20 protein-coding genes are annotated in these 19,480 nt (G+C 70.6%); all 20 read left to right on the forward strand.

What is annotated here, in order from left to right:
* Positions 1-1,577 (forward strand): transcription termination factor Rho (rho, locus tag ACFP3U_RS35280; RefSeq protein ID WP_380229856.1); only part of this gene is annotated, 1,577 nt, incomplete at its 5' end.
* A 183-nt stretch (positions 1,578-1,760) separates the two neighbouring features.
* Positions 1,761-2,933 (forward strand): LCP family protein, encoded by a 1,173-nt coding sequence (locus tag ACFP3U_RS35285; RefSeq protein WP_380229857.1) that lies wholly within the window; start codon positions 1,761-1,763, stop codon positions 2,931-2,933.
* Between the two features lie 146 nt (positions 2,934-3,079).
* Positions 3,080-3,301 carry a 50S ribosomal protein L31 gene (gene rpmE, locus ACFP3U_RS35290; protein WP_380229858.1) on the forward strand — a complete coding sequence of 74 codons (222 nt, stop codon included), beginning with the start codon at positions 3,080-3,082 and terminating at the stop codon, positions 3,299-3,301.
* Positions 3,302-3,440: 139 nt separating this feature from the next.
* Positions 3,441-4,517, forward strand: coding sequence for a peptide chain release factor 1 (gene prfA / locus ACFP3U_RS35295; protein ID WP_380229859.1), 1,077 nt, complete (start codon positions 3,441-3,443; stop codon positions 4,515-4,517).
* Positions 4,518-4,575: 58 nt separating this feature from the next.
* The gene (prmC, locus tag ACFP3U_RS35300; protein ID WP_030302740.1) at positions 4,576-5,442 is read left to right on the forward strand and encodes a peptide chain release factor N(5)-glutamine methyltransferase; all 867 of its coding nucleotides are present in this window, start codon (positions 4,576-4,578) and stop codon (positions 5,440-5,442) included.
* A 114-nt stretch (positions 5,443-5,556) separates the two neighbouring features.
* Positions 5,557-6,204, forward strand: a complete 648-nt coding sequence (locus tag ACFP3U_RS35305; protein WP_380229860.1) for an L-threonylcarbamoyladenylate synthase — start codon at positions 5,557-5,559, stop codon at positions 6,202-6,204.
* 47 nt (positions 6,205-6,251) lie between these two features.
* Complete coding sequence (locus ACFP3U_RS35310; protein WP_380229871.1) at positions 6,252-6,875, forward strand: arsenate reductase/protein-tyrosine-phosphatase family protein; 624 nt, start codon at positions 6,252-6,254, stop codon at positions 6,873-6,875.
* A 126-nt stretch (positions 6,876-7,001) separates the two neighbouring features.
* Complete coding sequence (locus ACFP3U_RS35315) at positions 7,002-8,288, forward strand: serine hydroxymethyltransferase (protein WP_380229861.1); 1,287 nt, start codon at positions 7,002-7,004, stop codon at positions 8,286-8,288.
* 174 nt (positions 8,289-8,462) lie between these two features.
* A complete protein-coding gene (locus ACFP3U_RS35320; RefSeq protein ID WP_380229862.1) occupies positions 8,463-9,830 on the forward strand; it encodes an MraY family glycosyltransferase in 1,368 nt (455 codons plus the stop codon).
* A 290-nt stretch (positions 9,831-10,120) separates the two neighbouring features.
* Complete coding sequence (locus ACFP3U_RS35325) at positions 10,121-10,579, forward strand: hypothetical protein (protein ID WP_380229863.1); 459 nt, start codon at positions 10,121-10,123, stop codon at positions 10,577-10,579.
* 288 nt (positions 10,580-10,867) lie between these two features.
* On the forward strand, positions 10,868-11,680 hold the full coding sequence (gene atpB, locus ACFP3U_RS35330) for a F0F1 ATP synthase subunit A (protein WP_030302755.1): 813 nt from the start codon (positions 10,868-10,870) through the stop codon (positions 11,678-11,680).
* 93 nt (positions 11,681-11,773) lie between these two features.
* Positions 11,774-12,016: an ATP synthase F0 subunit C gene (atpE, locus tag ACFP3U_RS35335; RefSeq protein WP_030302757.1), complete on the forward strand. Its 243-nt coding sequence runs from the start codon at positions 11,774-11,776 to the stop codon at positions 12,014-12,016.
* A gap of 34 nt (positions 12,017-12,050) precedes the next feature.
* On the forward strand, positions 12,051-12,611 hold the full coding sequence (locus tag ACFP3U_RS35340) for a F0F1 ATP synthase subunit B (RefSeq protein ID WP_380229864.1): 561 nt from the start codon (positions 12,051-12,053) through the stop codon (positions 12,609-12,611).
* Positions 12,608-13,423 carry a F0F1 ATP synthase subunit delta gene (locus ACFP3U_RS35345; protein ID WP_380229865.1) on the forward strand — a complete coding sequence of 272 codons (816 nt, stop codon included), beginning with the start codon at positions 12,608-12,610 and terminating at the stop codon, positions 13,421-13,423. Before ACFP3U_RS35340 ends, ACFP3U_RS35345 begins: the two co-directional genes overlap by 4 nt.
* Before the next feature lie 156 nt (positions 13,424-13,579).
* Positions 13,580-15,154, forward strand: coding sequence for a F0F1 ATP synthase subunit alpha (gene atpA / locus ACFP3U_RS35350; RefSeq protein WP_380229866.1), 1,575 nt, complete (start codon positions 13,580-13,582; stop codon positions 15,152-15,154).
* A gap of 32 nt (positions 15,155-15,186) precedes the next feature.
* The gene (locus ACFP3U_RS35355) at positions 15,187-16,101 is read left to right on the forward strand and encodes a F0F1 ATP synthase subunit gamma (RefSeq protein WP_380229867.1); all 915 of its coding nucleotides are present in this window, start codon (positions 15,187-15,189) and stop codon (positions 16,099-16,101) included.
* Positions 16,102-16,103: 2 nt separating this feature from the next.
* A complete protein-coding gene (gene atpD, locus ACFP3U_RS35360; RefSeq protein ID WP_380229868.1) occupies positions 16,104-17,549 on the forward strand; it encodes a F0F1 ATP synthase subunit beta in 1,446 nt (481 codons plus the stop codon).
* A gap of 186 nt (positions 17,550-17,735) precedes the next feature.
* Positions 17,736-18,119, forward strand: a complete 384-nt coding sequence (locus ACFP3U_RS35365; protein ID WP_380229869.1) for a F0F1 ATP synthase subunit epsilon — start codon at positions 17,736-17,738, stop codon at positions 18,117-18,119.
* Between the two features lie 148 nt (positions 18,120-18,267).
* Complete coding sequence (locus ACFP3U_RS35370) at positions 18,268-18,768, forward strand: DUF2550 domain-containing protein (RefSeq protein ID WP_030302766.1); 501 nt, start codon at positions 18,268-18,270, stop codon at positions 18,766-18,768.
* A gap of 60 nt (positions 18,769-18,828) precedes the next feature.
* On the forward strand, positions 18,829-19,401 hold the full coding sequence (locus tag ACFP3U_RS35375) for a cob(I)yrinic acid a,c-diamide adenosyltransferase (RefSeq protein ID WP_380229870.1): 573 nt from the start codon (positions 18,829-18,831) through the stop codon (positions 19,399-19,401).
* The last annotated feature ends 79 nt before the right edge of the window (positions 19,402-19,480 follow it).

Genomic DNA, 19,480 nt, shown 5'->3' on the forward strand with positions numbered 1-19,480 from the left:
ACCAGGCCGAGGCCCGCCCCGAGGGCGCCCGCGCCCTGGAGGGCCGCGAGGAGGGTCGCACCGACACCCGCCGCGACCGCCGGGACCGCCGCGACCGCCGCGAGGGCGGCGAGCGCGAGGGCCGCCAGGAGGCCGTCGAGGCCCCGGCCGGCGACGCCGACTCCCGCGAGTCGCGCCGCGACCGCCGCAACCGCCGGGACCGCGCCGACCGCGCCGACCGCCAGGGCGGCCAGCAGCAGAGCACCCCGAGCGAGGCCCCGCAGAGCCGCCAGAGCGGTGGCCAGCAGGCCCAGCCGCAGGCGCAGCAGCAGGGCGGCTTCGACGACGACGAGTTCGGCGACGGCCGCCGTGGCCGCCGTGGCCGCTACCGCGACCGCCGGGGCCGTGGCCGCCGCGAGGGCTTCGAGACCGCCGGCCCCGCCGAGCCGCAGATCGGCGAGGACGACGTCCTGATCCCGGTCGCGGGCATCCTCGATATCCTCGACAACTACGCGTTCGTCCGCACCTCGGGCTACCTGCCGGGCCAGAACGACGTCTACGTCTCGCTCGCCCAGGTCCGCAAGAACGGCCTGCGCAAGGGTGACGCCATCACCGGTGCGGTGCGCCAGCCGCGCGAGGGCGAGCGCCGCGAGAAGTTCAACGCCATGGTGCGGCTGGACTCCGTCAACGGCATGGACCCGGAGAGCGGCCGCGGCCGTCCCGAGTTCAACAAGCTGACCCCGCTGTACCCGCAGGAGCGGCTGCGCCTGGAGACCGACCCGGGCGTGCTGACCACCCGGATCATCGACCTGGTGTCGCCGATCGGCAAGGGCCAGCGCGGTCTGATCGTCGCGCCGCCGAAGACCGGTAAGACGATGGTGCTGCAGGCGGTCGCCAACGCGATCACCCACAACAACCCCGAGTGCCACCTGATGGTCGTCCTGGTCGACGAGCGTCCGGAGGAGGTCACCGACATGCAGCGGTCGGTGAAGGGCGAGGTCATCTCCTCGACCTTCGACCGCCCGGCGGAGGACCACACCACCGTCGCGGAGCTGGCCATCGAGCGCGCCAAGCGCCTGGTGGAGCTGGGCCACGACGTGGTGATCCTGCTGGACTCGATCACCCGCCTCGGCCGCGCCTACAACCTGGCGGCGCCGGCCTCCGGCCGCATCCTGTCCGGTGGTGTCGACTCGACCGCGCTGTACCCGCCGAAGAAGTTCTTCGGTGCCGCGCGCAACATCGAGAACGGCGGCTCGCTGACCATCCTGGCCACCGCGCTGGTCGAGACCGGCTCGCGGATGGACGAGGTGATCTTCGAGGAGTTCAAGGGCACCGGCAACATGGAGCTCAAGCTCGACCGGAAGCTCTCGGACAAGCGCATCTTCCCGGCCGTCGACGTGGACGCCTCCAGCACCCGCAAGGAGGAGATCCTGCTCGGTGGCGAGGAGCTGGCCATCGTCTGGAAGCTGCGCCGGGTGCTGCACGCGCTCGACTCGCAGCAGGCGATCGAGCTGCTGCTGGACAAGATGAAGCAGACCAAGAGCAACGCCGAGTTCCTGATGCAGATCGCCAAGACGACCCCCGGGTCCGGCGACTGACCGTCGACGGCCCACGAGCCCCGGCCCGCGCGGGGGGGGCGGGGGTCCCGCGAGGCCCCGGCCCGCGCGAGCGGGCCGGGGCTCGCCGTCGTTCGGGGCGGGGTTTGTCCCAGACGGGGTTTGTTCCAGACTTGGGACAGTCTGGGGCCTTTTGATCATCTTGTCCGATTTACTCTGGACCGTATGGCCGAACACCAGAGGGTCCCGAGCCGCCGCCGCAAGCTCCTGCGCGTGGCCGCCTGCGGGTCCGCCGCGCTCGTCGTCCTCGGGGCCGGGGCCGCCGGGTACGCGTACCTGCGGCTGGACGGCAACATCAAGAGCGTCGACATCGACGCCCGGCTCGGCACCGCCCGCCCGCCGACGGCCACCGACGGATCCTTCAACCTGCTGGTGCTCGGCTCGGACTCGCGGGCCGGCGGCAACGCGGAGCTGGCCGGCGGCGACACCGGCGGCACCGCCCGCTCGGACACCGCGATGGTGCTGCACGTCAACCAGGACCACTCGCGCGCCGACGTGGTCTCGATCCCGCGCGACACCCTCGTCCCGCGCCCCGACTGCACCGACCCGCAGGGCCGGACGGTGCCGGGCGCCAAGCGCGCGATGTTCAACAGCGCCTACGAGGCCGGCGGCGCGGCCTGCGCGGTGAAGACCGTGGAGCAGCTCAGCGGGCTGCGGATGGACCACTACGTCGAGGTGGACTTCGCCGGCTTCGCCCGGCTCGTGGACGCGATAGGCGGGGCCACCGTGACCACCACGGTGGCCATCCACGACAAGGACAGCGGCCTGGACCTCGCGCCCGGCGAGCACCACCTGGACGGCAAGCAGGCGCTCGCCTTCGTCCGCACCCGGCACGGCGTCGGGGACGGCAGCGACCTCGGCCGGATCGAGCTGCAGAAGCAGATGGTGCGCTCGCTGCTGAAGCAGGTCGGCGGGATCGGGCTGATGAGCAACCCGGTCAAGCTCTGGTCGGTCGGCGACACCCTGACCCGCTCGATCACCACCGACTCCGCGCTCGCCTCGGTGAACTCCCTGGTCGGCCTGGCCGAGCAGCTCAAGGGCATCGGGCCTGACCAGCTGAGCCTGGTCACCCTGCCGGTGGCGGCCGCCCCCGGCGACCCGGACCGGGTGGTCGAGCAGCAGCCGGCGGCTGACCGGCTCTGGGCGGCCCTGAAGGCCGACCAGCCGGTGCCGCCGAGCGTGGTCGCCGACCAGCCCCCGAACCCCGCCGAGGCCACCCCCACGGCCCCGGCGAAGGCCCCCACGGCCGGCGCGAAGGCCCCCGCGACAGCATCGGCGAAGGCTCCCGCCACAGCACCTGCGACAGCACCCGGCACGGCGCCCGCCGAGCGCGGCTGAGCCCCCGGCGGAGGTCCGGAATATCCCGGAGCGCCCCCCGGTTTGGGAAGAAGCGGCCGGTCCTGGCAGACTGGTCCGTCGGTCCCGGTTCACGAGCGGCGTCCCCGCCGCCGACCCGGTGCCCTCCCGAACACTAGGAGAACCCCTTGAAGTCCAACGTTCACCCCGAGTACGTGGTCACCCGCGTGACCTGCACCTGCGGTGCCGAGTTCACGACCCGCTCGACCGAGAAGAGCGGCGAGATCCGCGCCGAGGTCTGCTCGCAGTGCCACCCGTTCTACACCGGCAAGCAGAAGATCCTCGACACCGGTGGCCGCGTCGCCCGCTTCGAGGCCCGTTTCGGCAAGCAGCACAGCGCGAAGGCCTAGCGCTCCCTCGGCGCCGGTTTCCGGTGCCCCCGTACTCGTTCCGGGGGCGCTGGGGACCGGCGCCGTTCGCGTCCCCCCGCACGCCCCGCGCTCCGCGGCCCCAGATCCACCCACCGATCCCCGGGAAGAAGGCCACCCCATGTTCGAGGCAGTCGAAGAGCTCCTCGTCGAGCACGCCGACCTCGAAACGAGGCTGGCCGACCCGTCGGTCCACGCCGACCAGGCGAACGCCCGCAAGCTGGCCAAGCGCTACGCCGAGCTGACCCCGATCACCCGCGTCTACCGCGAGTGGCGGCAGGCCGGCGAGGACATCGACACCGCCCGCGAACTCGCCGCCGAGGAGCCCGAGTTCCTCGCCGAGGTGAAGGCCGGCGAGGCCCGCCGTGAGGAGCTGACCGAGCAGCTGCGGCTGCTGCTGGTCCCGCGCGACCCGAGCGACGACAAGGACGTCATCCTGGAGATCAAGGCCGGTGAGGGCGGCGAGGAGTCCGCGCTGTTCGCCGGCGACCTGCTCCGGATGTACCTGCGGTTCGCCGAGCGGATCGGCTGGAAGACCGAGATCATCGACTCCAACGAGTCCGACCTCGGCGGCTACAAGGACGTCTCGGTGGCCGTGAAGACCAAGGGCAGCGCCGAGCCCGGCCAGGGCGTCTGGGCCCGGCTGAAGTACGAGGGCGGCGTGCACCGCGTGCAGCGCGTCCCCGCCACCGAGTCGCAGGGCCGCATCCACACCTCGGCGGCGGGCGTGCTGGTCACCCCCGAGGCCGAGGAGGTCGAGGTCGAGATCGTCGCCAACGACCTGCGGATCGACGTGTACCGCTCCTCCGGCCCCGGCGGCCAGTCGGTCAACACCACCGACTCCGCGGTCCGGATCACCCACCTGCCGACCGGTATCGTGGCGTCCTGCCAGAACGAGAAGAGCCAGCTGCAGAACAAGGAGCAGGCGATGCGCATCCTGCGTTCGCGGCTGCTGGCCGCCGCGCAGGAGGAGGCCGAGCGCGAGGCCTCGGACGCGCGCCGCAGCCAGGTCCGCACGGTGGACCGCTCCGAGCGGATCCGGACGTACAACTACCCGGAGAACCGCATCTCGGACCACCGTACGGGCTTCAAGTCGTACAACCTGGACCAGGTGCTGGACGGCGAGCTGAACGCCGTCATCCAGTCCTGCGTCGACGCGGACGCCGCTGCCAAGCTCGCCGCGGCCCAACAGAACTGACACCGGCGGCGGCGGGACCGACGCCGGGGCCGGAGAGCGGAAGCAAGAGGTCGTACGGATGAACCTGCTACTCGCCGAGGTGGCCCAGGCCACCCAGCGGTTGGCCGCGGCCGGCGTGCCGTCGCCGCGCTTCGACGCGGAGGAGCTCGCCGCACACGTCCACAACGTCAGGCGCAGCCAGCTGCACACCGTGCAGGACGCCGACTTCGACGCCCGGTACTGGGAGGCGGTGGCCCGCCGGGAGGCCCGCGAGCCGCTCCAGCACATCACCGGCCGGGCGTTCTTCCGCTACCTCGAACTGGAGGTCGGCCCCGGCGTCTTCGTGCCCCGCCCGGAGACCGAGTCGGTCGTCGAGTGGGCGATAGACGCCGTCCGCGACATGGACGTGGCCGAGCCGCTGGTCGTCGACCTCTGCTCCGGCTCCGGCGCCATCGCGCTCGCCCTCGCCCAGGAGCTGCCGCGCTCCGTCGTGCACGCCTTCGAGCTGGACGAGGGCGCGCTGCCCTACACCCGGCGCAACATCGAGGCCTCGCCCGACCGCGCCCGGGTCACCCTGCACGAGGGCGACGCCACCCGCGCCTTCGAGGACGAGCGCGCCTGGGACGGCCGCTTCGACCTGGTGATCTCCAACCCGCCCTACATCCCGCTCACCGAGTGGGAGTACGTGGCGCCGGAGGCCCGCGACCACGACCCGCAGATGTCGCTGTTCTCCGGCGAGGACGGCCTGCACACCATCCGCGGCATCGAGCGCGTCGCCGCCCGTCTGCTGCGCCCCGGCGGCGCCGTGGTGATCGAGCACGCCGACACCCAGGGCGGCCAGGTCCCGTGGATCTTCAACGAGGAGGCCGGCTGGACCGACACCGCCGACCACCGCGACCTGAACAACCGCCCGCGCTTCACGACGGCCCGGAAGGCGTCGTTGTGACCGCCAACACCACCGCCAACACCACCGCCAACGCCCCCGCCGCGCACCGCACGACGGCGCGCGGGGCATCGCAGTGAACAACGTCATGAGCCCGTCCGGAAGGGGACCGCACCGATGAGCCGCCGCTACGACTGTGCCGATGCCGGGGACCGCGCGACCGGTCTGCGCGAGGCCGCCTCGGCCGTCCGCCGCGGCGAACTCGTCGTGCTGCCCACCGACACCCTGTACGGGGTCGGCGCGGACGCCTTCTCGCCGGAGGCGGTGGCCGCCCTGCTCGCCGCCAAGGGCCGCGGCCGCAACATGCCCTCCCCGGTGCTGGTCGGCTCGCCGACCACCCTGCACGGCCTGGTCACCGACTTCTCCGAGCAGGCCTGGGAACTCGTCGACGCCTTCTGGCCCGGTGGGCTCACGCTGGTCGCCCGGCACCAGCCCTCGCTGCGCTGGGACCTCGGCGAGACCCGCGGCACCGTCGCCGTCCGGATGCCGCTGCACCCGGTCGCCATCGAGCTGCTGAACGCGACCGGCCCGATGGCGGTCTCCAGCGCCAACCGGACCGGCGGCCCGTCCCCGGCCACCTGCGACGAGGCCCAGCAGCAGCTCGGCGACGCCATCTCGGTCTACCTGGACGGCGGCACCGCCGACCACGCCACGGCCTCGTCGATCGTCGACGTCACCGGCAAGGTGCCGGTGCTGCTGAGGGCCGGCGCGATCTCCGTCGAGCAGCTGAGGGAGGTCGTCCCCGACCTGGAGGCCGGCAGTTGACGACCGCCTCCCTCCATGCCGGGCCCGGCATATCGCCGTACCTGAGCATGGGCCCCAGGCCGCTGGACCACTTCCGGATCCTCTACGTGTGCACGGGCAACATCTGCCGCTCGCCGATCGCCGAGCGGCTCACCCGGCGTGAGCTGGACACCCGGCTCAACCCGCGGGTGGCCGGGCGGATCCTGGTCGAGTCGGCCGGCACCTGGGGCCATGTCGGCGCGCCGATGGAGGAGCACGCGGCCACCGTGCTGGACGAGTACGGCGCCGACAGCGGCGGCTTCACCGGCCGCGAACTGCTGGACGAGCACGTGGTCGAGGCCGACCTGGTGCTCACCGCGACCCTCGACCACCGGGCCCAGGTCATCTCGATGGGCCACGAGGCGGGGCTGCGCACCTTCACGCTGAAGGAGTTCACCCGGCTGGTCCGGACGATCGACCCGGGCACCCTCCCGGACCCGCGCCGCGGCGCCGACGTCACCGAGCGCGCCCGCGCGCTGGTGCGGGCCGCCGCGGCGCTGCGCGGCTGGCTGCTGGCCGCCGACCCGGAGATCGACGAGCTGCACGACCCGTACGGCGCCCCGATCGGCATGTTCCGCAACTGCGGCGAGGAGATATTCCACGCGGTCGACCCGGTGGTCACCGCGCTGACCGGGGTCCGCGCCCCGCACTGAGACGCCCCGCAGTGAGACCCGCCCCGCTTCGTACGGCCGGGCGTACCCGGCACGCGCCGCCGCGCCGGGGCCCGCAGACGGTCCTAGGCTGGAGAAATCCGACCCGACGCGCCCGGGAGCCCCGCCATGACCGTCACCGATGCCGCGACCGGCCCCGTCGAGACCCCCGTCGAGACCCCCGAGGCGCTCTCCGCCGCCCTGTTCCGGGCCGATCCCCAGCTGGCCGACCTGCTGGCCGCCGAGGCCGAACGGCGGGCCGAGACGATCCAACTGCTGGCGGGGGAGAACCTCACCGGCCCGGCGGTGCTGGCGGCCCTCACCGGCCCGCTGATCGACAAGTACGCCGAGGGCTACCCCGGCCGCCGCCACCACACCGGCTGCTCGCTCGCCGACGCCGCGGAGCTGCTGGCGATCGACCGGGCCCGCGAGCTGTTCGGCGCCCCGCACGCCAATGTGCAGCCGCGCTCCGGCACCGCGGCGATGCTCGCCGCCTACGCCGCGCTGCTGCGGCCCGGCGACGTGGTGCTCGCGATGTCGCTGGAGCACGGCGGACACCTCAGCTGCGGCTCGCGCGCCAACTTCTCCGGCCGCTGGTTCGACTTCGTCGGCTACGGGGTGCGCCAGGAGGACGGGCTGATCGACCTCGACCAGGTCCGCGAGCTGGCCCGGAAGTACCGCCCGAAGGCGATCGTTGCCGGTTCCATCTCCTACCCCCGGCACCCCGACTGGGCCGCCTTCCGGGAGATCGCCGACGAGACGGACGCCTACCTGGTGGCCGCCGCCGCGCAGACCACCGGCCTGATCGCGGCCGGGGTGGCGCCCTCCCCGGTGCCGTACGCGGACGTCACCGTGGCGGCCACCCACAAGCTGCTCCGCGGCCCGCGCGGCGGCCTGCTGCTGTGCACCGCCGAGCTGGCGGAGCGGGTCGACCGGGCGGTCTTCCCGTTCAGCCAGGGCGGCGCCGCGATGAACGAGGTGGCCGGCAAGGCCGTCGCGCTGGCCGAGGCCGCGACGCCCGCCTACCGGGCCTACGCGCACCGCACGGTGGCCGGGGCGCGGGTGCTGGCGGCAGGGCTCGCCGAGGCGGGCGCGCGCCCCTTGACCGGCGGCACCGACACCCACCTGGTGACCGCCGACGTCGGCGCGCTCGGCGTCAGCGGGGCCGAGGCCGAGCGCCGCTGCTCGGCCGCCGGGCTGATGCTCGGCAAGTGCGCGCTGCCGTACGACCAGGCGCCGCCCTCGGAGGCCTCCGGGATCCGGCTCGGGACCGGCACGGTGACCTCGCAGGGCATGGGGGAGGCGGAGCTGGCGGAGGTCGCCGCGCTGATCGGACGGCTGCTCGTCGAGGGCACGGACGTCCGGGTGGCGGACCGGGTTCGGGAGCTCGCGCGGACCTTCGCCGGGCGTCGCTGACGGGGGCCGCCGACCGGGCCGGGGAATTCTCCTACCCCTTAGGGCGAACCGCGATGCGCGCCCGCGGCGTCGGAGTCAATAAGGTGTGTGCCGTGGCGACGCACCTCGAACCTCGGACAGGCACGGGAGTACCTTCGGTACCCAACCGTCGGACAGCGCGGCAGGAGGCCAGTGGTGCGTGAGTATCTGCTGGTGCTGTTCTGCACCGCGGCCGTCACCTATCTGCTGACCGGCCCCGTCCGGAAGTTCGCCATCGCGGCGGGGGCGATGCCCCCGGTCCGCGCCCGCGACGTGCACCGCGAGCCGACACCCCGGCTCGGCGGCATCGCGATGTTCGGCGGACTCTGTGCGGGCATCCTGGTCGCCTCCCAGCTCGACAACCTGAGCAAGGTGTTCTCCCAGGGCACCGACATCCGCGCGCTGCTCTCCGGCGCCGGCATCATGTGGCTGCTCGGCGTGCTGGACGACAAGTGGGGCGTGGACGCCCTGGTGAAGCTGGGCGGGCAGATGATCGCCGCCGGTGTGATGGTCTGGCAGGGCGTCACGGTGATCACCCTGCCGGTGCCGGGGGTCGGGCCGGTCGCGGTCAGCCCCACCCAGGGCATGGTCATCTCGGTGGTCCTGGTCGTCGTCATGGTCAACGCGGTGAACTTCATCGACGGCCTGGACGGTCTGGCCGGCGGCATGGTCTGCATCGCCGCGATGGCCTTCTTCCTGTACTCGTACCGGCTCTGGTACGGCTACACGATCTCCGACGCCGCCCCCGCCGTGCTGTTCAGCGTGCTGCTGATCGGCATGTGCCTGGGCTTCCTGGCGCACAACATGCACCCGGCCCGGATCTTCATGGGCGACTCCGGGTCGATGATGCTCGGCCTGATGCTGGCCGTCGCCGCGATCTCCATCACCGGCCGGGTCGACCCCGACCTCATCACCAGCGAGCTGGGGTCGCAGACCGCCACGGTGCACACCCTGGTGCCGATCTACATCCCACTGCTGCTGCCGCTGACGGTCATCGCGCTGCCGCTGGCGGACCTGCTGCTCGCGGTGGTCCGCCGCACCTGGGCGGGCCAGTCCCCGTTCGCCGCCGACAAGCGGCACCTGCACCACCGACTGCTCCAGGTCGGCCACTCGCACAGCCGGGCCGTACTGATCATGTACTTCTGGGCCGCGCTGATCGCCTTCGGGACCGTCGCCTTCTCGGTCACCAACACCGGCCGGACCGTCGTCCTCACGCTGGCCGGGCTCTGCCTGGTCGGCCTGGTGGTGCTGCTCACCCCGCGGTTCCGGCCGCGTGCCCCGCGCGCGGTGCAGGCCTTCGTGCCGCCGCGCTACCGCCGCCGCCCGGTGCGCCGGACGGCCGCCGACCCGATGGCCGACCCGATGGCCGACCCGATGGCCGGATCGACGGCCGAAGCCGCGGCGGGACCGATGGCCGAGCCGATGGCCGAACTGTCGGCCGAGGACAAGCGGCTGCTCGGCGGAGTGCCGAAGGGCTCGTCGGCGGCCACCGGCCGGGGACACGGCAACGGCCGTGGCCGCTAGGGGAGATGAGGGACAGTCATACGGTTCACCCGATAGGCTGCACCGATGGAGCATTGGTGTGACAGGTGCCACACATTCATGGTAAAGCTCTCATCAAATAGTTTGTGATACCGTTCACGAGTACTGAGAACGCGCCGAAAGACCTGACAGGTGGATGACTTCCGTCCCTGGAGGGTCCCCTCGACGGGCTCGCCGTCGAGCAGCCGGTTTTTGGCGTGGTTCCGGTCCGGTGTCCCCCACCGACTTCTGTGCCCGTCCCCCGCCATCGACATGCCGCCGGAGCTGCCGACATGCCGTCCAACGACGCCCGGATCCTCCGAGGCGCCGCGATCCCCACTGCGGCCGCCGGAGTCATCGCCATGGCGATCTCGTACGCCGTCGCGGGGGGCAAGGGGCTGCTCGGCGCGCTCTTCGGCGCACTGCTGGTGATGGCCTTCTTCACCTTCGGTCAGGTCGCGCTCGACCGGCTGACCCGGTCGAACCCGCACATCCTGATGGCCGCCGCGCTGCTGGTCTACACGACCCAGATCCTGCTGGTCGGCATCGTGCTGGCGGTGTTCAAGGACACCGACCTCTTCAACCGACAGGCCTTCGCCTTCACGCTGCTGGGCTGCGCGCTGATCTGGACCGGGTTCCAGGTGCGCGGTGCGCTGAAGGCCAAGACCTTCTACGTCGACCCCGAAGCCACCGGCTCCGGCTCCTCCGAAACGAAGGCCGAGAAGCCGTCCGACGACGGGCGTCAACAGTGATGACGCCTCACTGTCCCCCCAACGAGGGGGGCGGTGTTTATGCCGCACTGACGGGCTGCTATCGTCCGTCGCAACAACGGAGTACGGGAAGAGGCCTGGTCTGTCCGCACGGCGGACCGATCGCCCCCCGGGTCCGGGCAGTCTTCTTCGATGATCCCGCTGTGGTGCTGCGCACCGGCGCGCGGGGTCGGCGAGAAACCCATCAAGTTCCAGTGCCGCTCCGTGGCCGTAGGCCACGCCGACACACCGAGGTTGCCGTAACCATGCGTCACGACGAAGGAGTCCGTGGTGAGTGCTGAACTCACGTCCCTCGCCTCAGGCAGTTGCCACTTCGGGGACGCTGGCTGCGGCTTCCCGGCCCCTGGCCTGAACGAGTTCCAGTTCGAGCCGATTTTCACGATCGGCAGCTTCGAGTTCAACAAGCCGATGCTGCTCTCGATCGTCGTGGCCGCGCTGGTCGTCGTGTTCTTCTGGGCCGCGTTCGCCCGGCCGAAGCTGCTCCCGGGCAAGCTCCAGCTGGTCGGTGAGATCGGCTACGACTTCGTCAAGCGCTCCATCGTGCTGGAGACGATCGGCAAAAAGGGCGAGAAGTACGTCCCGATGCTGGTCTCGATGTTCTTCTTCGTGTGGCTGCTGAACATCATGTCGGTCATCCCGTTCGCCCAGTTCCCGGTGACGGCGGCGATCGCCTTCCCGGCCGGCCTGGCCGCGGTCGTGTGGATCACCTACATGACGCTGACCTTCAAGAAGCACGGCTTCGTCGGCGGTCTCAAGAACCTCTGCTGGCCCTCGGGCATCCCCGGCTGGGTCATGTTCATCCTGGTGCCGATCGAGTTCTTCTCGAACATCTTCGTGCGCCCCTTCACGCTCGCGGTCCGAGCCTTCGCGAACATGTTCGCCGGCCACCTGCTGATCGTGATGTTCTCCATCGCCTCCTGGTACCTGCTCAGCCCGACTCTGGGCGCGCTGTACGGCTCGGCCTCGTTCATCGTCGCCGTCGGCCTGACCGCCTTCGAGCTGCTGGTCCAGTTCCTGCAGGCCTACATCTTCGTGATGCTGGCCAGCAGCTACATCGCCGGTGCCCTGGAAGAGGCGCACTGAGCCAGGGGCCCAGGGCCTCCTGAACCACTCCCTCCCGGAACGCCCGGTGGCCAATCACCACCGGTTCACCATCCCCGCAAAGGACACATTGCAATGAGCATGCTCGCTGAGGTCGGCGTCTACGGTTCCGTCGCTTCCATCGGCTACGGCCTCGCCGCGATCGGCCCCGGCATCGGTGTCGGTCTCATCTTCGGTAACGGTGTCCAGGCCATGGCCCGTCAGCCCGAGGCCGCCGGCCTGATCCGTTCCAACATGTTCATCGGCTTCGCGCTGACCGAGGCGCTCGCCCTCATCGGCATCGTCATGCCGTTCGTCTTCGGCCAGGGCCCCAAGTAACTCCCGCCGTAGACCCTTCGAGGAAGGTCCAGATATGAGCATCGCGGCTCACCTCGCGGAGGAGGGGGAGATCATGAACCCCCTTCTGCCCGCATGGCCCGAGATCATCATCGGCCTGCTCTGCTTCTTCATCGTCTTCGGGATCCTCGGCAAGAAGCTCCTCCCCAGCATCGAGAAGGTGCTGTCGGAGCGCCGGGACGCGATCGAGGGCGGCATGGAGCGCGCCGAGGCCGCTCAGGCCGAGGCTCAGGCCCTGCTTGAGCAGTACCGCGCCGAGCTCGCCGAGGCGCGTCACGAGGCCGCCCGCATCGTCGAGCAGGCTCGCGAGCAGGGCGCCGCCCAGCTCGCCGAGATGCGCGAGGAGGGCCAGCGCCAGCGCGAGGCCATCGTCGCCGCCGGCCACGCCCAGATCGAGGCCGACAAGAAGCAGGCAACCGCCGCCCTGCGCCAGGACGTGGGCTCGCTGGCCACCCAGCTGGCGTCCCGCATCGTGGGTGAGTCCCTTGAGGACCACACGCGTCAGAGCGGTGTCGTCGACCGCTTCCTGGACGAGCTGGAGGCCAAGGCCGCCGTTGCTCAGGGCGCGGCCAAGTGATCGGCGCCAGCCGCGAGGCCCTCGCCGCCGGGCGGCAGAACCTGGAGAGCCTGACCGACTCCACCTCGGTGGACGCGGTCAAGCTCGCCGAGGAGCTCACCGCCGTCACGGCCCTGCTGGACCGTGAGGTGTCGCTCCGCCGCGTGCTGACCGACCCGTCCCGGTCGGGCCAGGACAAGGCGCAGCTGGTCACCTCGCTGCTGTCCGGCCAGGTCTCCGGCGAGACGGTCGACCTGGTCTCCGGCCTGGTCCGGTCCCGCTGGTCGGGCTCGCGCGACCTGGTGGACTCGGTCGAGGAGCTCTCCTCGTACGCCGAGGTCATCGCCGCCGAGAAGGCCGGTGTCCTGGACGACGTCGAGGACGAGCTGTTCCGGTTCGGCCGGGTGGTGAGCGGCTCCCACGAGCTGCGCGCCGCGCTGACCGAGCCGAAGGCCGGCGCCGTCGCCAAGGCGGGGCTGATCACCAAGCTCCTCGGCGGCCGTGCCAACGCGGGCACCGTCCGGCTGGTCACCAGCCTGGTCAACACCCCGCGTGGACGTAGCCTGGAGCAGGGCCTGGAGTCCTACTCGAAGCTCGCCGCCACCCGGCGCAGCCGTGTGGTGGCCCTGGTCACCACCGCGGTGCCGCTGTCGGACAGCCAGAAGGAGCGCCTGTCGGGTGCTCTCGGCCGGCTGTACGGCCGCCAGGTCCACCTGAACATCGACATCGACCCCGAGGTCGTCGGCGGTGTCCGGGTGCAGATCGGTGACGAGATCATCGAGGGCACCGTGTCGAGCCGCCTTGAGGGCGCTCGCCAGTCGCTCGAAGGCTGAACACACCCAAGCAGCACATCCGACCCTCGGTCGGGAACCGGCTCCACCGGAGTCGGCAAATCGTACGGCCGGTTCATACGACCCGGCCGAGAGTCGAGTACTTGCGGCCCTCAATGGCGGGCCGAGGATCGCAAACTAGGAGAGCAGGGAAGCCTGATGGCGGAGCTTACGATCCGTCCGGAGGAGATCCGGGACGCGCTGGCCGACTTTGTCCAGTCGTACCAGCCGGACGCCGCCTCTGTGGAAGAGGTCGGCACGGTCACTGACGCAGCTGACGGTATCGCCCATGTCGAGGGCCTGCCCTCGGTCATGGCCAACGAGCTGCTGAAGTTCGAGGACGGCACGCTCGGCCTCGCGCTGAACCTCGACACCCGCGAGATCGGTGTCGTCATCCTCGGTGAGTTCGGCGGCATCGAGGAGGGCCAGACGGTGCGTCGCACCGGCGAGGTCCTCTCCGTGCCCGTCGGCGACGGCTACCTCGGTCGCGTCGTGGATCCGCTGGGCAACCCGATCGACGGTCTGGGCGACATCGCCTCGACCGGTCGTCGCGCCCTGGAGCTGCAGGCGCCGGGCGTCATGGCCCGCAAGTCGGTCAAGCAGCCGCTGCAGACCGGCATCAAGGCCATCGACGCGATGACCCCGATCGGCCGCGGCCAGCGCCAGCTGATCATCGGTGACCGCCAGACCGGCAAGACCGCGGTGGCCGTCGACACGATCATCAACCAGCGTGACAACTGGCGCTCGGGCGACCCGGAGAAGCAGGTCCGCTGCATCTACGTCGCCGTGGGCCAGAAGGGCTCCACCATCGCGTCCGTCCGCGGCGCCCTGGAGGAGGCCGGCGCGCTGGAGTACACCACCATCGTGGCCGCTCCCGCCTCCGACCCGGCCGGCTTCAAGTACCTCGCTCCGTACACCGGCTCCGCCATCGGCCAGGAGTGGATGTACGACGGCAAGCACGTCCTGATCATCTTCGACGACCTGTCGAAGCAGGCCGAGGCCTACCGCTCCGTCTCCCTGCTGCTGCGCCGCCCGCCGGGCCGCGAGGCCTACCCGGGTGACGTCTTCTACCTGCACTCCCGTCTGCTGGAGCGCTGCGCGAAGCTGAACGACGCCCTGGGCGGCGGCTCGATGACCGGTCTGCCGATCATCGAGACCAAGGCCAACGACGTGTCGGCGTACATCCCGACCAACGTCATCTCCATCACCGACGGCCAGTGCTTCCTGGAGTCCGACCTGTTCAACGCCGGCATCCGCCCGGCCGTGAACGTCGGTATCTCGGTCTCCCGCGTCGGTGGCTCCGCCCAGATCAAGGCCATGCGCTCGGTCGCCGGCCGTCTGCGCCTGGACCTCGCCCAGTACCGTGAGCTGGAGGCCTTCGCCGGCTTCGGCTCCGACCTGGACGCGGCCTCCAAGGCCCAGCTGGAGCGCGGTGCGCGCATGGTCGAGCTGCTGAAGCAGGGCCAGTACCAGCCGTTCCCGGTCGAGGAGCAGGTCGTCTCCATCTGGGCCGGCACCACCGGCAAGCTGGACGACGTCCCGGTCGCCGAGATCCGCCGCTTCGAGCGCGAGTTCCTGGACCACGTGCGCCTGCAGCACAAGGACCTGCTCGCCGGCATCGTCGAGACCGGTCTGCTGGCCGACGGCACCATCGACGCGCTGACCTCCGCGATCGGCGAGTTCAAGCAGGGTTACCAGACCGCTGACGGCAAGCTGCTCTCCGAGCAGGCCTGAGTCCGGTAACGAGGGAAAGGACGTAACGACCCATGGGAGCACAGCTTCGGGTCTACAAGCGCCGGATCCGCTCTGTCACCGCGACGAAGAAGATCACCAAGGCGATGGAGATGATCTCCGCGGCGCGCATCGGTAAGGCGCAGCGCGCGGTGGCCGCCTCCACTCCGTACGCCGATGAGCTCACCAGGGCGGTGACGGCGGTGGCCACCCGGTCCAACGCCAAGCACCCGCTCACCAGCGAGAACCCGAACGCCACGCGTGCCGCAGTCCTGCTGATCACGGCGGACCGCGGTCTGGCGGGCGGTTACTCGTCCAACGCCATCAAGGCCTCGCTGGCGCTCGCCGAGCGTCTGCGCGGCGAGGGCAAGGACGTGGTGACGTACATCATCGGCCGGAAGGGCGTCTCGTACTACGGCTTCCGTGACCTCGGTGTCGCGGACTCGTGGACGGGCTTCTCCGACAAGCCGACCTACGGCGACGCCAAGGTCGTCTCGGCGAAGCTGATCGAGGCCTTCACGGCCGAGGCCGGCGGCGTGGACGAGGTCCACGTGGTCTCGACCCTGTTCGAGTCGATGCTGACGCAGACCGCGATCGAGGCGCGGCTGCTGCCGCTGAAGCTCGACGAGGTCAAGCTCGGCGACGAGTCCTCGGCCAAGGCGGAGATCTTCCCGCTCTACGACTTCGAGCCGTCGGCGGAGGGCGTCCTGGACGCGCTGCTGCCGCGGTACGTGGAGAGCAGGATCTACAACGCGCTGCTGCAGTCGGCCGCTTCCGAGCACGCCGCCCGCCGTCGCGCGATGAAGAGCGCGACGGACAATGCCGGCGAGCTCATCAAGTCGCTCACGCGGCTTGCCAACTCGGCCCGTCAGGCCGAGATCACCCAGGAAATCAGCGAGATCGTCGGTGGCGCCAACGCGCTCGCTGACGCGAGCCGCGGGAGCGAATGAGTATGACCACCACTGTTGAGCCGACCACGGCGACGGGCCGCGTCGCGCGGGTCATCGGCCCGGTCGTCGACGTGGAGTTCCCCGTCGACGCGATTCCGAACATGTTCAACGCCCTGCACGTCGAGGTGGACAACCCCGACGGCACAGGCAAGAAGGTCCTCACCCTCGAGGTCGCCCAGCACCTCGGCGACGGCCTGGTCCGCGGCATCTCGATGCAGCCGACCGACGGCCTGGTCCGTGGTTCGCAGGTCACCGACACCGGCTCCGCCATCTCGGTGCCGGTCGGCCAGATCACCAAGGGCAAGGTGTTCAACGCCCTCGGTGAGGTGCTGAACGTCGACAAGGGCGAGTTCGAGTCCCAGGTCGAGGTCCGGTGGCCCATCCACCGCAAGGCCCCCGACTTCAAGGACCTCGAGTCCAAGACCGAGATGTTCGAGACCGGCATCAAGGTCATCGACCTCCTCACCCCGTACGTCACCGGTGGCAAGATCGGTCTGTTCGGTGGTGCCGGTGTCGGTAAGACCGTTCTGATCCAGGAGATGATCTACCGCGTCGCCGAGAACTTCGGTGGTGTGTCGGTCTTCGCCGGCGTCGGCGAGCGTACCCGTGAGGGCAACGACCTCATCGACGAGATGGTCGACTCGGGCGTTCTGGACAAGACCGCGCTGGTCTTCGGCCAGATGGACGAGCCGCCGGGCACCCGTCTGCGGGTCGCGCTCTCCGCGCTGACCATGGCGGAGTACTTCCGTGACGTCGAGAAGCAGGACGTGCTCCTCTTCATCGACAACATCTTCCGGTTCACCCAGGCCGGTTCCGAGGTGTCGACCCTGCTCGGCCGGATGCCCTCCGCGGTGGGCTACCAGCCGAACCTGGCCGACGAGATGGGCCTCCTCCAGGAGCGCATCACCTCGACCCGCGGTCACTCGATCACCTCGATGCAGGCGATCTACGTCCCCGCGGACGACCTGACCGACCCGGCCCCGGCCACCACCTTCGCCCACCTGGACGCGACGACCGTTCTGTCGCGCCCGATCTCGGAGAAGGGCATCTACCCGGCCGTCGACCCGCTGGACTCCACGTCCCGCATCCTCGACCCGCGGTACATCGCGCAGACCCACTACGAGACGGCCATCCGTATCAAGGGGATCCTGCAGAAGTACAAGGACCTCCAGGACATCATCGCCATCCTCGGTATGGACGAGCTGTCCGAGGAGGACAAGGTCACGGTCCACCGTGCCCGCCGCATCGAGCGCTTCCTCTCGCAGAACACCTACGTGGCGAAGCAGTTCACCGGTGTCGAGGGCTCGACCGTCCCGCTGTCGGAGACCATCGAGGCCTTCAACTCGATCGCGGACGGCAAGTACGACGCCGTTCCGGAGCAGGCCTTCTTCATGTGCGGTGGCATCGAGGACCTCGAGAAGAACGCCGCCGAGCTGGCGAAGAAGTAATCGCGGCCGGTAGCAGCCGAGCGTGACCGCGAGGGGTGGGCCCCAGCCCTGGGACCCACCCCTCGCGTCGCATCGGCTGTGATTCCGGTCAAATCCGTGCCGCCGGTTTCATGCCGGGGGCGCGGGCCCGTTATTCTTACCGAAACTCCCGAGTAATCGGGGGTTGTATGAGCCTAGGAGCCCACGTTGGCTGAGCTGCACGTCGAGCTGGTCGCAGCCGACCGCAAGGTGTGGTCCGGTGCGGCCACCATCGTCGTCGCCCGTACGGCCTCCGGTGACACCGGCATCATGCCGGGTCACACCCCGGTGCTGAGCGTGCTGGAGACCGGTCCGGTCACCATCCGCACCACGGACGGCGGCACCGTGATCGCCGCGGTGCACGGCGGCTTCATCTCCTTCGCCGACAACAAGCTTTCTCTGCTCGCGGAGATCGCCGAGCTGGCGGACGAGATCGACGTCGCGCGCGCCGAGCGCGCACTGGAGAAGGCCAAGGCCGACCTGGACGAGCACGCCGAGCGGCGTGCCGAGGTCCGGCTGTTCGCGGCGCGCGGCCTCAAGGCCCACGCCTGAGTGAGCCGGACCCCGCCTGAGCGGGGTCGACCGACGGTCCCGGGGACGCGTGAGCGTGACCCCGGGACTGTCGTCGTAGTTGGTAGGTCAACGCGGTCGCCTGGTACGGCCGATACGGGGAACGCGGGTAGCGAGGAGGTAGGTGAGCATGGTCCTCGCCCTTGTGGTGTGTGCGGCGGTCGTGGCGCTCGGAGTGATCGGGTTGGTCGCGTTCGCGGTACGCCGCCGTGTGATCCAGCGGGTCGGCGGCACCTTCGACTGCAGCTACCGGCTCAAAATGCCCGCGGACGCCTCCACGCAGCCCGATCTCGACGAGAACGGCAAACCCACCTCGGCCCCGGTCCCCCAGACCGACGGCAAGGGGTGGGTTTTTGGTATCGGCCGGTACAGCGGTGACTCCATCGAGTGGTTCCGGGTCTTCTCGTACGCCCCGCGCCCCCGCAAGGTGCTGCCGCGCCGGGAGATCGAGGTGCTCGGCCGGCGCTACCCGGAGGGGCAGGAGGAGCTGGCCCTGCTCTCCGGCTCGGTCGTGCTGCGCTGCCTGCACAACGGCGCCCCGCTGGAGCTGGCGATGAGCGACGACGCGCTCACCGGCTTCCTCGCCTGGCTGGAGGCGGCGCCTCCGGGACAGCGAGTGAACGTCGCGTAGCGGGGTCAACGCGGCCTGACGGGGTTAACGCCAGCTAACCGGCCCGGCTAGTCTGGCCGCATGGTCAATCTGACGCGCATCTACACCCGTACCGGCGACGACGGCACCACCGCGCTCGGCGACATGAGCCGGACGACCAAGACCGACCCGCGCCTGGTCGCGTACGCGGACGCCAACGAGGCCAACGCCGCGATCGGCGTGGCGATCGCCGCCGGCGCGCTGCCGGCCGACGTGGCCACGGTGCTCACCCGGGTGCAGAACGACCTCTTCGACGTCGGCGCCGACCTGGCGACCCCGGTGGTGGAGGACCCGAAGTACCCGCCGCTGCGGGTCGAGCAGTCGTACATCGACAAGCTGGAGTCGGACTGCGACCACTACCTGGCGGAGCTGGAGAAGCTGCGCAGCTTCATCCTGCCCGGCGGGACCGCGGGCGCCGCGTACCTGCACCTGGCCTGCACCGTGGTGCGCCGGGCCGAGCGGGCCACCTGGGCGGCGATCGACACGCACGGGGACAGCGTCAACCCGCTGACCGCCAAGTACCTCAACCGGCTCTCCGACCTGCTGTTCATCCTGGCCCGGGCGGCCAACAAGGAGCGCGGCGACGTGCTCTGGGTGCCGGGCGAGAACCGCTGACCGGCACCCGCCGTTTCCCGCCCCCTAGACGAGTAGGTCCAATGTGATTAGTGGTCGTAAGCGATCAGCGAGCGGGTGA

It is taken from the genome of Kitasatospora misakiensis (assembly GCF_042656005.1).
GTDB classification, from domain to species: Bacteria; Actinomycetota; Actinomycetes; order Streptomycetales; family Streptomycetaceae; genus Kitasatospora; species Kitasatospora misakiensis.